This is a genomic window from Kitasatospora sp. NPDC059146 (assembly GCF_042786665.1).
Taxonomy (GTDB): Bacteria; Actinomycetota; Actinomycetes; order Streptomycetales; family Streptomycetaceae; genus Kitasatospora.
On record NZ_JBHZCY010000087.1, the window covers coordinates 1 to 12,022 of the forward strand.

The 12,022-nt window shown below is 73.2% G+C and carries 13 protein-coding genes; 2 read left to right on the forward strand and 11 right to left on the reverse strand.

The window, feature by feature from the left end; all coding sequences use genetic code 11:
* Positions 1-184 precede the first annotated feature (184 nt).
* From ACFXPX_RS29760 to ACFXPX_RS29780, 5 genes are all read right to left on the reverse strand, one after another.
* Positions 185-919, reverse strand: coding sequence for a tyrosine-protein phosphatase (locus ACFXPX_RS29760; protein WP_380644073.1), 735 nt, complete (start codon positions 917-919; stop codon positions 185-187).
* 22 nt (positions 920-941) lie between these two features.
* The gene (locus tag ACFXPX_RS29765) at positions 942-1,574 is read right to left on the reverse strand and encodes a TetR/AcrR family transcriptional regulator (RefSeq protein WP_380529695.1); all 633 of its coding nucleotides are present in this window, start codon (positions 1,572-1,574) and stop codon (positions 942-944) included.
* A gap of 57 nt (positions 1,575-1,631) precedes the next feature.
* Positions 1,632-1,955: a hypothetical protein gene (locus ACFXPX_RS29770; protein WP_380409715.1), complete on the reverse strand. Its 324-nt coding sequence runs from the start codon at positions 1,953-1,955 to the stop codon at positions 1,632-1,634.
* Positions 1,952-2,461, reverse strand: a complete 510-nt coding sequence (locus tag ACFXPX_RS29775) for a DUF6232 family protein (RefSeq protein ID WP_380529693.1) — start codon at positions 2,459-2,461, stop codon at positions 1,952-1,954. Before ACFXPX_RS29775 ends, ACFXPX_RS29770 begins: the two co-directional genes overlap by 4 nt.
* Before the next feature lie 84 nt (positions 2,462-2,545).
* Positions 2,546-2,944, reverse strand: coding sequence for a RidA family protein (locus ACFXPX_RS29780; RefSeq protein WP_380594803.1), 399 nt, complete (start codon positions 2,942-2,944; stop codon positions 2,546-2,548).
* A gap of 72 nt (positions 2,945-3,016) precedes the next feature.
* Between ACFXPX_RS29780 and ACFXPX_RS29785 the strand changes: the two genes are divergently transcribed.
* Positions 3,017-3,973, forward strand: coding sequence for a LysR substrate-binding domain-containing protein (locus ACFXPX_RS29785; protein ID WP_375890281.1), 957 nt, complete (start codon positions 3,017-3,019; stop codon positions 3,971-3,973).
* Here ACFXPX_RS29785 and ACFXPX_RS29790 read toward each other — a convergent pair.
* A complete protein-coding gene (locus tag ACFXPX_RS29790; protein WP_380644074.1) occupies positions 3,934-4,833 on the reverse strand; it encodes an aminoglycoside phosphotransferase family protein in 900 nt (299 codons plus the stop codon). The two genes, ACFXPX_RS29785 and ACFXPX_RS29790, sit on opposite strands and share 40 nt — an antisense overlap.
* 222 nt (positions 4,834-5,055) lie before the next feature.
* Here ACFXPX_RS29790 and ACFXPX_RS29795 point away from each other — a divergent pair, with 222 nt between their 5' ends.
* Positions 5,056-7,554, forward strand: a complete 2,499-nt coding sequence (locus ACFXPX_RS29795) for a Tex family protein (protein WP_380529686.1) — start codon at positions 5,056-5,058, stop codon at positions 7,552-7,554.
* A 60-nt stretch (positions 7,555-7,614) separates the two neighbouring features.
* Here the strand turns inward: ACFXPX_RS29795 and ACFXPX_RS29800 are convergent, their stop codons facing one another.
* From ACFXPX_RS29800 to ACFXPX_RS29820, 5 genes are all read right to left on the reverse strand, one after another.
* Positions 7,615-8,034: an SHOCT domain-containing protein gene (locus tag ACFXPX_RS29800; protein ID WP_375897129.1), complete on the reverse strand. Its 420-nt coding sequence runs from the start codon at positions 8,032-8,034 to the stop codon at positions 7,615-7,617.
* A gap of 93 nt (positions 8,035-8,127) precedes the next feature.
* The gene (locus ACFXPX_RS29805) at positions 8,128-8,718 is read right to left on the reverse strand and encodes an NUDIX domain-containing protein (protein ID WP_380529684.1); all 591 of its coding nucleotides are present in this window, start codon (positions 8,716-8,718) and stop codon (positions 8,128-8,130) included.
* Positions 8,715-9,872: a type III polyketide synthase gene (locus ACFXPX_RS29810; protein ID WP_380594807.1), complete on the reverse strand. Its 1,158-nt coding sequence runs from the start codon at positions 9,870-9,872 to the stop codon at positions 8,715-8,717. Before ACFXPX_RS29810 ends, ACFXPX_RS29805 begins: the two co-directional genes overlap by 4 nt.
* A gap of 49 nt (positions 9,873-9,921) precedes the next feature.
* Positions 9,922-11,130, reverse strand: coding sequence for a cytochrome P450 (locus ACFXPX_RS29815; protein ID WP_380644075.1), 1,209 nt, complete (start codon positions 11,128-11,130; stop codon positions 9,922-9,924).
* Positions 11,131-11,316: 186 nt separating this feature from the next.
* On the reverse strand, positions 11,317-12,018 hold the full coding sequence (locus ACFXPX_RS29820) for a response regulator (protein ID WP_380529678.1): 702 nt from the start codon (positions 12,016-12,018) through the stop codon (positions 11,317-11,319).
* Positions 12,019-12,022: the final 4 nt, after the last annotated feature.

A 12,022-nucleotide genomic window follows, 5' to 3' on the forward strand; every position in this document is an offset into this window, starting at 1 on the left:
TCGCAACCCGCTACGACAAGCGGGCCTACGTCTTCCATGGCACGGTCACCGTCGCAGCGATCCGCCTCTGGCTCCGACCATGATCCGCCGGACAGGCCCTAGAGCTCGGGCCGGTCCTCGGGTACCACCGCGGCGATCCCCGTGCCGGTGCGTGGGGCGGTGCTCGGCAGCCGGCCGGAGTCGATCAGGGTGTGAGCAGGCGTGACCGCAGGGCGTCGATCCGGGCGTGGTCGATGCCGACGGTGCCGGTGAGGTAGGCCTCGACGGAGCCGTAGCGGGTGGCGAGGTCGGCGAGGGTGAGGCGGATGACGGTCTCCGGGGCGCGGCCGTAGCCGGGCCAGCGGAGGGTTTCGCCGGGGTGGGCGGCGTGCCAGTCGGCGACCAGGTGCGGGGTGGCGAGCTCGGTGAGGGCGAAGTCGGCGGCGATGTCGTCCTCGGAGACGCCGAGCAGGGTGAGCACCAGGGCGGCGATCAGGCCGGTGCGGTCCTTCCCGGACATGCAGTGGAAGACCGCCGGGGCGTCGGCGTCGGTGATCGCGTCCAGGGTCTGGCGGATCTCCTTGACGCCGTCCTCGGCGACCTCGGCGAAGCGGTCGGCGAGGTAGCGCCACGGGTCGAGGTCCGGGTCGATCGCGGCCTGGTCGTAGGGGCGGTGCTCGATCGAGTGGTTGCGGAAGTCCAGGCCGTCGACGTCGGGCACCCGGCCCTTGGCGGCGATCTCCCAGTCGTAGCGCAGGTCGATCACGGTCCGGACGCCGAGGGCCCGGAGCCGCTCCAGGTCGGCGGGGGAGGAGAGCTTGCCGAGCGAGTCGGAGCGGTAGAGCAGGCCCCACCGGACGGTCCGTCCGTCGGCGGCCCGATAGCCGCCCAGGTCACGGAAGTTGTGCAGGGCGTCGAACGCGAGGTGGCGGGTCGTCATGGGCGGCCATCCAACCACGGCGTCAGGCGCCGGAGTAGCCCCGGGCGAGCAGCTCGAAAGCGCGGTCGGCGTGGGCGACGGCCTCGGGGTGGAGGTCGTCGGCGGTGCGGCCGCCGTCCCGCAGGAGCTGCCAGTTGTGCAGGGCGAGGACCCGCTGGGTGGCGGTGACCTGGGCGGCGAGCAGGGGGGCGGTGAGCTCGTGCGGCGGGGCGAGGTCGGGGGCCTCGCGCAGCGCCTCGGCGAGGGACTGCTCGGCGCGGGCCACGTACGCGCCGACCCGGGCGGCCAGGCTGGGGGTGCCGTACACGAGGGCGGTGAAGGCCAGCACGGCCGGGTGGTCGTTGAGGCCGGTGACCGGGTCGTGCCGGTCGAGGCCGTCCAGGAAGTCCCGGCGCAGGGCGTCCAGCACGGTCTCCTCCCCGGTCCGGCCCCGGACCACGTCCGCCGCCTGCTCCTGGTGGTCGGCGAAGCGGTGGACGACCAGGTCCTCCTTGCTGGCGAAGTAGCTGAACAGGGTGGGCTTGGAGACCTCGGCGGCGGCGGCGACCTCCGCCACCGAGACCTGGTCGAAGCCGTGCTCCAGGAAGAGTGCGATGGCGGCCTCGGAGATGGCCCGCCGCGTCCGTTCCTTCTTGCGCTCCCGCAGTCCCGTCATGCCGACCAGGCTAGCAGTCGGGGTTGACCGGGACAGTTTTCTGACCCAGTACGAAAATCAGCTGCTGAGCGAGTCCAGGATCCGGCGGACCGACTCCACCACCGGCGCGCCCGCCCGCACCAGCGAGGCCACCCCCGAGATGTTGCGCAGCGCCCGGCGCAGGGCGGACGGCGAGGCCCCGGCACCGTCGCCGATGGCCTCCAGCGACTCGTCCAGCACCTCGCGGTCCTCGGCCGGCACCTGGTCGCGCAACTGCTGCACGGCGGCGACGAGTTCGCGCAGCGCGGCCTGCGGATCGACCGGGCCCTGGTTCTTGACGATGCCGATGTTGTGGTCACCGTGCTGGGTGACCGAGTCGCCGAAGTGGAAGGAGTTGCTCACAGTCCGACCCGCTTTCCGGTGTTGTGGTCGCCGTACTGGGTGATCTTGTCGCCGACGTGGAGGTTCTCCACCTGGAAGGCGAACTCCGCCTGGGGGTTGTCGATCGCCTCCATGATCATCTGGATCAGGTTGGTGATCTGCCACTCGTGGTGGCTCACCACGGCGGTGGTGGCGGCGTTCGAGGTGTCGAGGACCAGCCGGTACACCGGCTTCTGCCGCAGCTTGGTGACGAGCCGGTAGAGGAAGAACGCCAGGCCGGCCAGCAGCAGCACGCTCGGGAGGGCGGCCTGCGTGGCGTCCGCCCCGTTGCGGGTGAGCGCGCTGAGCAGGCTGACCGCGCACAGCAGCCCGATCACCTGCCGGACGAACCTGATGACCGTCCGCGAGCGCTTGGGCGGCCACCACACCAACTGCCGAGCCCGGGCGATGTGCTGCAGCGGGTAGGCGTCGCCGCCGATCCACAGCACCCGCCGGCTCACCCTGACGTCGATCACGTTCCGTGCCAAGTCCGCTCCCCCTGCCGCTCGTGCGGGGAGAACCATAGCAACGGCCGAGGACGGCAGGAATGCTGGCGGTGGATCAGGCGGTCCTCACCGGGCCTGGCGCCGGGCGGTCACCTCGATCTCGATCCGCATCCGGGGGTCGGCCAGGCCGCAGACCTGCATCGTCGCGGCGGGCCGGACCTCGCCGAAGCAGCGCCGCAGCACCGGCCAGCAGGGCTCGAAGTCCGCGCGCTCGGGCAGCAGGTAGCGCACCCGCACCACGTCGGCGAAGCCGGAGCCGGCCTCGGCCAGGGCGGCCGCGATGTTACGCAGGCACTGCTCGGCCTGCTCCACCACGTCCGGGGAGATGGTCATGGTGGCGTAGTCGAACCCCGTCGTCCCGGACACGTGCACCCAGTCGCCGTCCACCACGGCGCGGGCGTAGCCGATCTCTTCCTCGAAGGTGGAGCCGCTGAGCACGGCGCGTCGCCCGAGTCGTTCTGTCATGCGCCGAACGCTAGGTGGCCTGCGGGGATACGTCCAATACTCCTGCCGGGCCGATCTGATATCCCTGGAGGTATGGAGCACCGCCCCGAACTCCCCCTCCCGCAGCTGCACGCCTTCACCGTGCTCGCCGGGGAACTGCACTTCGGCCGGGCCGCCGCCCGCCTCGGCATCGCCCAGCCGCCGCTGTCCCAGCAGATCCGCCGACTGGAGGAGAAGGTCGGCCACCCGCTGTTCCGGCGCGAACCGGGCGGCGTCACCTTGACCCCGGCCGGGCAGGAGCTGCTGCCGGTCGCGCGCCGGGTGCTGGCCGAGCTCGCGGACGGGCTGGCGGCCGCCCGGGCGGTGGGCGACGGGGAAGCGGGCCGGCTGCGGATCGGCTTCTCCGCCTCGCTCGCCCTGACCGTCCTGCCCGGCCTGCTGCACGCCTTCCGGGAGCACCACCCGGGGGTGCGGCTGGACGTCCGGGAGATGACCAGCGCGCCCCAGCTCACCGCCCTGCGCGACCGGGGCATCGACGTCGGCCTGCTGCGCGAGCCGCCCGCCGACGACCCGGAGCTGCGCTTCCGGACGGTGCTCGGCGAGCCCTTCGTCGCGGTGCTCCCGGCGGACCATCCGCTCGCCGCCCAACGGGTCGTCCGGCTCGGGCAGTTGGCGGCGGAACCGTTCGTGCTGCTGCCCCGGGAGGAGGGGCCGCAGCTGTACGACCGGATCACCGGCCTGTGCGCGGAGGCGGGTTTCACCCCGCGGATCGGACAGCAGGCGGTGGAGTGGCAGACGGTGTGCGCCCTGGTGGGGGCGGGCCTGGGCGTCTCGCTGGCCCCGGCCGGCATCCGGCGGATCCGGCTGCGCGGCGTCGCCTTCCGCCGGATCGACCCGGCTGCCGCCCGCACCCGGGTCGCCGTGGCCTGGCGGGCCGACGACCGCAGCCCGCTGGTGCACCGGCTGCTGGAGATCGTCGGGCCGGAACGACACCAGGTCTGCCGTCCGGCTCAGACGCTGCGGTCGGCGAGCACCTCGCGGACGACGTGACGGGCGTTGGCGGTCCGGGCCGGGTCGGTGTGGCGGTAGTAGGGGATCGTCACCAGGGCTATGGAGAGGGCCCAGGCGCGGCCGCGGGCCCACATGGCGTCGTCGGCGCGCAGGGCGGCGCGGAAGGCGGGTCTGGCGGCGGCGGGCAGCAGGTTCCAGGCGGGCATCAGGTCGGTGGTGGGGTCGCCGACGCCCATCAGGGCGAAGTCGATGACGGCGGTGAGCCGGCCGGAGCCGTTGAGCAGCAGGTTGCCGGGGGTGAGGTCGCCGTGCGTCCAGGCCGGCGGTCCGGCGTACTCGGGGAGGCGGAGCGCCTTGTCCCACAGGGCGGTTGCGGCGGCGGTGTCGATCGCACCGGTGAGTTGGGCGATCGCCGCGCGGGTGGCGCCGTCCCGGGAGGCGAGCGGCACGCTGCGGTGGCCGGCCGGGGCGCCGGCCGGGTCGAGGGTGCGCAGGGCGTTGACGAAGCCGGCCAGGTCGCGGGCGAGGCCCTCGGGTGCGGCGAGCACGCCGACCGCCGGGTTGACGCCGTCGAGCCAGCGCAGCACCGACCACTGCCAGGGGTAGCCGGCGGCGGGGCGGCCGACGGCCAGCGGGGCGGGGACGGGCAGCGGCAACTGCGGTGCCAGCCGGGGCAGCCACTGGTGCTCGCGCCGGACGTCCCCGGCGGCCCACTCCACCCGGGGCAGCCGGACGGCGAGTTCGGGCCCGAGCCGGAACATGGCGTTGTCCGTCCCGGCGGACCCGACGGGCGTGACCGGTAGGCCCACCCACTGCGGGAACTGGGCGGAGAGCAACCGCCGTACCAGGGCCGCGTCGACGACCGGTCCATCGGGGTGCATCCGGGCGGCAGCGCACATGCCCGGCAGCGTACAGCGCGGACCGCCGCCCGACAGGCGGATCGGCGAACTGCCGGGCCCGACGAGGTGAGGGGACGGTGATCGGCCGGCGGACGGACGGAGAACGCCGGGCCCGGGCGCGCGCCACGCCCGCCACCCCGGGTGCGGCCGTGCGGTGTCACCGGCACCTGCCAGAATGCGGGGGGTACGGCGAAAGCACTGAAGGAGAAGGTGACCGGCTTCGTGACCACGCCAGTCGAACAGGTGGCCCGGCAGGCCCAGCAGGCGATCGAGCGCAAGATCGCCGAGGAACTGGGCGTTCGCGAGGGGCAGGTGACGTCCGCGGTCGAGTTGCTCGACGGCGGCGCGACCGTGCCGTTCGTGGCCCGCTACCGCAAGGAGGTCACCGGCTCGCTGGACGACGCCCAGCTGCGCACCCTGGAGGAGCGGCTGCGCTACCTGCGGGAGCTGGAGGAGCGCCGGGCGGCCGTCCTGGAGTCGATCGACGCCCAGGGCAAGCTGGACGACGCGCTGCGCGCCCAGGTGCTGGCCGCCGACTCCAAGGCACGGCTGGAGGACATCTACCTGCCGTACAAGCCCAAGCGGCGCACCAAGGCGCAGATCGCCCGGGAGGCCGGGCTGGAGCCGCTGGCCGACACCCTGCTCGCCGACCCGACGCAGGACCCGGCGGCGCTCGCCGCGCAGTACCTGAACGAGTCGGTGGCGGACGGCGCGGCCGCGCTGGAGGGCGCCAGGTCGATCCTGGTCGAGCGCTTCGGCGAGGACGCGGACCTGGTCGGCTCGCTGCGCGAGCGGATGTGGGGCCGCGGCCGGGTGGTCGCGAAGGTCAGGGACGGCAAGGAGGCCGACGGCGCCAAGTTCGCCGACTACTTCGACTTCTCCGAGCCGTACACCAAGCTCCCCTCGCACCGCATCCTGGCGATGCTGCGCGGCGAGAAGGAGGAGGTGCTGGACCTCGAACTCTCCCCCTACGACGGCGAGTCCGAGGGCGACCTGCCCGGCGAGAGCGACTACGAGCAGCGCATCGCGGCCCGCTTCGGCATCGCCGACCGCGGCCGCCCGGCCGACAAGTGGCTGGGCGACACCGTCCGTTGGGCCTGGCGCACCCGCGTCCTGGTGCGGCTCGGCATCGACCTGCGGGGCCGGCTGCGCGCCGAGGCCGAGGACGAGGCGGTGCGGGTCTTCGCCGCCAACCTGCGCGACCTGCTGCTCGCCGCCCCGGCCGGCACCCGCGCCACCATGGGCCTCGACCCGGGCTTCCGCACCGGGGTGAAGGTCGCCGTGGTGGACGCCACCGGCAAGGTGGTCGCGCACGAGACCATCTACCCGCACCAGCCCGCCAACAAGTGGGACGCCGCGCTGCACACCCTCGCCGCGCTGGCGAAGAAGCACGACGTCGACCTGGTGGCGATCGGCAACGGCACCGCCTCCCGGGAGACCGACAAGCTCGCCGAGGACCTGCTCAAGCGCCACCCCGAGCTGGGGCTCACCAAGGCGATGGTCAGCGAGGCCGGCGCCTCCGTGTACTCGGCCTCCGCGTTCGCCTCCCAGGAACTGCCGGAGCTGGACGTGTCGATCCGCGGCGCCGTGTCGATCGCCCGCCGGCTCCAGGACCCGCTGGCCGAACTGGTCAAGATCGACCCCAAGTCGATCGGCGTCGGCCAGTACCAGCACGACCTGAGCGAGGTGAAGCTGTCGCGCTCGCTGGACGCCGTGGTCGAGGACTGCGTCAACGCCGTCGGCGTGGACGTCAACACCGCCTCGGCACCGCTGCTCACCCGGGTCTCCGGCATCACCGCCACGCTGGCCGACAACATCGTGGCGCACCGCGACGCCAACGGCCCGTTCCGCACCCGCAAGCAGCTCAAGGACGTCTCCCGGCTGGGCCCCAAGGCCTTCGAGCAGTGCGCGGGCTTCCTGCGCATCCCCGGCGGCGAGGACCCGCTGGACGCCTCCAGCGTGCACCCCGAGGCCTACCCGGTGGTGCGCCGGATCCTCGCCTCCACCGGCGGCGAGCTGCGCGAGCTGATCGGCAACGGGGAGCGGCTGCGGGCGCTGCGCCCGGCGGAGTTCGCCGACGAGACCTTCGGCGTCCCGACCGTCACCGACATCCTCGGCGAGCTGGACAAGCCGGGCCGTGACCCGCGCCCGGCCTTCCGCACCGCGGTGTTCAAGGAGGGCGTCGACAAGATCGGCGACCTGGAGGTCGGCATGGTGCTGGAGGGCGTGGTCACCAACGTGGCCGCCTTCGGCGCCTTCGTCGACGTGGGCGTCCACCAGGACGGGCTGGTGCACGTCTCGGCGCTGTCCAGGAACTTCGTCAAGGACCCGCGCGAGGTGGTCAAGCCCGGCGACATCGTCAAGGTCCGGGTGCTCACGGTGGACGTGCCGCGCAAGCGGATCGGGCTCACCCTGCGGCTGGACGACGAGGTCGGCCGGGAGCGGGGCGGCGACCGCGGTGACCGCGGCGACCGCGGTGGTGACCGGGGCGAGCGGCAGGCCCGCCCGCCGCGCCAGGAGCGCCGGGGCGGCGACCGGGGCGCAGGTCAGGGTGCGGGCCAGGGCGGCCGGGGCGGCCAGGACCGGCGCGGCGGCGGCTCGGGCTCCGGCTCCGGCGGTAACGCCCCGCTGGCCAACAGCGCCATGGCGGACGCGCTGCGCCGGGCCGGTCTGACCGGCGGCGAGGGCGGCGGGAAGGACCGGCGCTCCGGACGGCGCTGAGCCCGGACGGCGGCGGGGCCGGTGGATGCGTCGTCCACCGGCCCCGCCGTGCGGGTGACCTCAGGCGAGCAGCTTCTCCTTGGCCCGCTGGTACTCCTCGTCGGAGATGAGGCCCTTGCCCTTGAGGTCCGCCAGCGCCGCCAGGTCGTCGACATGACTGCGAGCGCCGCCGCCCTCCGGCGCTGCGGCCTCCTTGATGTACGCCTTGACCGCAGCCTCGGTCTGCTGGGCCTGGGAGAGGTCCCGCTTGTGCATCGAGTCACCGCGGGCGATCAGGTAGGCGAGCACGCCGATCAGCGGCAGGATGATCACCAGGACCAGCCAGCCCGCCTTGCCCCAGCCGCTCAGGTCGTGGCTGCGGAAGACGTCAGTGATGATCTTGAACAGCAGGAAGATCCAGAGGATCCAGAGGAACAGCTCCAGCATCGTCCAGAAGACGTTCAGCAGCGGGTAGTCCGCGGCCAGGTGAAAGGTGCCCATGGCCGAGAGATATCATGACAAATCGGACACTGTTCCGCCCTGCTCGCCTGTTCGGGTGATCCTCGCCTCCCGACCCCCAGCCCCTCTCGGCCCTCAGCCCCGCCCGGCCCGCCGTCGCAGCTCGACCGCCAGCCCGATCAGCTCGCCCCACCAGGCGTCGTGCCCGCCGAGCAGCAGTCGCTGCGCCTCGGCGACCGGGACGGCCCGGACCTCGACCACCTGCTCGCCGTCCGCCGGGTTGGTCGGCGTGGAGTCCAGCTCGACCTCGCCCCAGCCCCACAGCCAGGCCTTGTCCGGGTGCGGCTGCCACGGCCGGTACGGCACGAGGTCCTCGGTGTGGCAGCGGTGCGCGCCCAGCCAGGCCGGCTCGCCGAGCAGCCGGGCGCCGGCCTCCTCGCGCAGCTCCCGGATCAGGCAGTCGACGACGGACTCGTCCTTCTCCCGGGTGCCGCCGGGCAGGAACCAGTGGTTCCGGTCGTCCCGGCAGAGCACCACGCCACCGTCCGCGAACCCGACCAGGTGGATGTTGGTGACCAGCTCGTCCGGCGGCAGCACGGTCGAGAACTGGGCGTCGTAGCGGCCCCAGGCCCAGTACTGCGGCGCGTGCAACGCCGGGAACAGCGCGGCGAGTTCGGCCGCTCTGGCGGCGGAATCGGTGTCGGTGCGGTCCGTGGTGTCGGTCATTCGGAGATCGTAGTGCCGGCCGGGAAACGGCGGGGGGCGCCCTGGTGGACGAGGGCGATGTCGGAGGTGGAGATGGCGCGCGGGCGCCGGCGCACCGGTTCGACCGGGGTGTCGACCCAACTGCCCAGCGAGATCTCGGCGGTGATGCCCGGTCCGAAGCCGGCGATCAGGCCGGTGGTGCCCTCGGCGACGCCGCCGTCGGCGAACAGCCGGGCCAGGGCGTCGAAGACGACGGCGCTGGCGATGTTGCCGCGCTCGGTCAGCGTGGCCCGGCTGTAGCGGAAGGTCGAGGGCTCCAGGTCGAGGAAGTGGCAGAGGTCGTCCAGGATGCGCGGGCCGCCGGCGTGCACGATGTAGAAGCCGAGCCCGGAGACGTCCCAGCCGTGCTGTCCGGCCAGGGTGCGCAGTGCGGGGGCGAGCATCTCCATGGTGCCGGGCACCCGCTTGTCCAGCTGGAAGTGGAAGCCGGTGTCCTTGACCCCGTAGGAGATCCAGCCCTCGGTGTCCGGGACGAGGTGCGAGCCGTTGCGCTCGACGTGCACCCCGCGGCCGCCCCGGCCGCGCATCACCACGGCGGCGACGGCGTCCCCGAACAGGCCGTTGGAGAGCAGCGAGCCGACGTCGAGGTCGCTCGGCTGGTAGCAGAGCGAGCAGAACTCGCAGGCGACGATGAGCACGTTGGCGCCCGGGTAGGCGCGGCAGAAGTCGTGGGCGCGGTTGACGGCGGCGCCGCCGGCCGCGCAGCCGAGCTGGGCGATCGGCACCTGGCGGGTGTCGGAGCGGAAGCCCATGGCGTTGATCAGCCAGGCGGTCATCGACGGCATCATGAAGCCGGTGCAGGACACGTAGATGATCAGGTCGATGTCCTGGGCGCCCAGTTCGGCGTGGCCGAGGGCGCGTTCGACCACCTCGGGGACGCGGCGCTTGGCCTCCTGCTCGTACACCTGGTTGCGGTGGGTGAAGCCGGGGTGGGTGAGGGTCCGCTCGATCGGCTGGACCAGGTGCCTGGTGCGCACCCCGGTGTTCTCGATCAGCCGCAGGGCCAGGCCGAGTCGGGGGTGGCCGGCGTGCAGGGTGCGGGCCAGGTCGAGGGTCTCGTCGAGGGTGATGACGTGCTCGGGCACGGCGACGGCGGGGCGGCAGAGTGTGGCCATGGGTGTGTGGGTCTCCCCGGTGCGGGAACGGTGTGTCGGGGGGAGCGGGCTACCAGGCGACCGGCAGGGTCTGCGGGAAGCGCCAGATCGAACCGGATTCCCAGTCGAGTTCGGCCGGGTCGACGGCCAGGCACAGCCCGGGGAAGCGGCGCAGCAGGGTGCCGATCGCGACCTGGAGTTCCATCAGGGCGAGGTGCGAGCCGAGGCAGCGGTGCTGGCCGTGGCCGAAGGCCATGTTGACGGGCCCGTCGGTGCGCTCCAGGCGCAGCTCGTCGGGGTGCTCGTAGGCGGCCGGGTCGCGGTTGGCGGTGAGGTAGGAGACGTGCACGGCCTCGCCGGCCCGGATCAGCACGCCGCCGAGTTCCACGTCCTCGGTGGCGATCCGGGCGATGCCGGGGCCCTGGCGGAACGGGATGAAGCGCAGCAGCTCCTCCAGGGCGCGGGGCAGGCCCTCGGGCCGGGCGCGCAGTTTCGCGAGCTGCTCGGGGTGGGTGAGCAGGGTGTAGGTGATGTTGCTCAGCTGGTAGGTGCTGGTGTCGTGGCCGGTGACCAGCAGGACCATCGCCATGACGGCCAGTTCGTCCGGGTCGAGCAGGTCCTCGCCGTCGCGGGCGGTGGCGAGCGCGCTGATCAGGTCCTCGCCGGGGTGGGCCCGGCGCTCGGCCGTGAGCTCGGTGAAGTAGGCGCGCAGGCCGGCCTTGGCCTCCTCCTGGCCCTCGCGGCTGCCGGGGCCCGTCCGCATCATCGCGACCGCCCGGGCGCGCAGCCGGTCGCGGTCCGGTTCGGGGATCTCCAGCAGTTCGCAGATGGTGTGGAGCGGGAGCCGGGCGGAGAGGAAGTGCGCGAGGTCGGCGGGGGCGCCGTGCTCGGCCATCTCGTCGAGGAAGCCGTCGACGATGGCCTGGGTCCGGGGGCGCATCCGCTCGACCTGGCGGTTGGTGAAGCCCTGGGCGACCAGGCGGCGCAGCCGGTTGTGCTCGGGCGGGTCCATCAGGTTGATGGACTCGGCCTGGGCGATGGTGGCGGGCGTCATCCGCGGCAGGTCGCGGCCGATGCCCGCGGCGCGGCTGAACCGGCGGTCGGTGGTGACCAGTTTGACGTCCTCGTAGCGGGTGGCCAGCCAGGCCTCGCCCGTGCCGTGGGGCAGGCGGACCCTGGCGATCGGGGCCTCGGTGAGCAGCCGCTTGAGGAGGGGGTCGAACTCCAGGCCGTCGGTGTGGTGGAAGGGGCAGTCCCACACGGGGGTGGTGGTGGTCACGGGCCTGTCCAATGGTCTTCGTCCTGCGGGGTGGTGCCGCGCGGACGGTGTTCGTCGCTCCGGTCGCGGATACGCAGATGCTCCCCCATGGACTGGCAAAAATGTGAATCCCTCGAGCTGTTCCCCCTAATGAGTGAGCTGGCTGATTGTCATGCGAATCATCGTGACGGGGAAGGGAATTGACGGTCAGTCGTTCGTGCCCGGTGCGACCAGGCCGGTCTCGTAGGCGAGCACCACCGCCTGGGCCCGGTCGCGCAGGTTCAACTTGGCGAAGATCCGGGCCACGTGGGTCTTCACGGTCGACTCGCTCAGGGTCAGTTCGACCGCCAACTCGCCGTTGGACAGGCCGCGTCCGAGCAGGCCGAGCACCTCCGCCTCGCGCGGGGTGAGCGGCGCGAGGTCGCGGTGCAGCCGCGGCGCGTCGGTGCCGCGCGCGGCGGGGTGCGGGGCGCCGGTCGCGAAGCGCTCCACCAGCCGGCGGGTGATCGACGGGGCGAGCAGGGCGTCGCCGGTGTCCACCAGGCGTACGGCGGCGGCGAGGTGGGCCGAGGTGACGTCCTTGAGCAGGAAGCCGCTGGCCCCCGCGGACAGCGCCGCGTAGACGTAGTGGTCCAGGTCGAAGGTGGTCAGCATGATGACCCGGCAGCCGGGCACCGCGGCCAGGATCCGGCGGGCCGCCTCCAGGCCGTCCATGGTCGGCATCCGGATGTCCAGCAGGGCCACGTCCGGCCGGTGCAGGGTGGCGGCGGCCACCGCCTCGGCGCCGTCGCCGGCCTCGGCGACCACGTCGATGCCGCGCGCGGTGAGGATCATCCGGAAGCCGGTGCGGACCAGCTCCTGGTCGTCGGCGATCACCACCCGGGGGCGGCGCTGCTGGTCCTGTTCCACGGTT

Excerpts from the sequence above, each read along its gene's own strand:
- ACFXPX_RS29790 (WP_380644074.1), bottom strand. The coding sequence starts at position 4,833 with ATGTGCGCTGCCGCCCGGATGCACCCCGATGGACCGGTCGTCGACGCG.
- ACFXPX_RS29760 (WP_380644073.1), bottom strand. The coding sequence starts at position 919 with ATGACGACCCGCCACCTCGCGTTCGACGCCCTGCACAACTTCCGTGAC.
- ACFXPX_RS29765 (WP_380529695.1), bottom strand. The coding sequence starts at position 1,574 with ATGACGGGACTGCGGGAGCGCAAGAAGGAACGGACGCGGCGGGCCATC.
- ACFXPX_RS29810 (WP_380594807.1), bottom strand. The coding sequence starts at position 9,872 with ATGGCCACACTCTGCCGCCCCGCCGTCGCCGTGCCCGAGCACGTCATC.
- ACFXPX_RS29785 (WP_375890281.1), top strand. The coding sequence starts at position 3,017 with ATGGAGCACCGCCCCGAACTCCCCCTCCCGCAGCTGCACGCCTTCACC.
- ACFXPX_RS29805 (WP_380529684.1), bottom strand. The coding sequence starts at position 8,718 with ATGACCGACACCACGGACCGCACCGACACCGATTCCGCCGCCAGAGCG.
- ACFXPX_RS29780 (WP_380594803.1), bottom strand. The coding sequence starts at position 2,944 with ATGACAGAACGACTCGGGCGACGCGCCGTGCTCAGCGGCTCCACCTTC.
- ACFXPX_RS29800 (WP_375897129.1), bottom strand. The coding sequence starts at position 8,034 with ATGGGCACCTTTCACCTGGCCGCGGACTACCCGCTGCTGAACGTCTTC.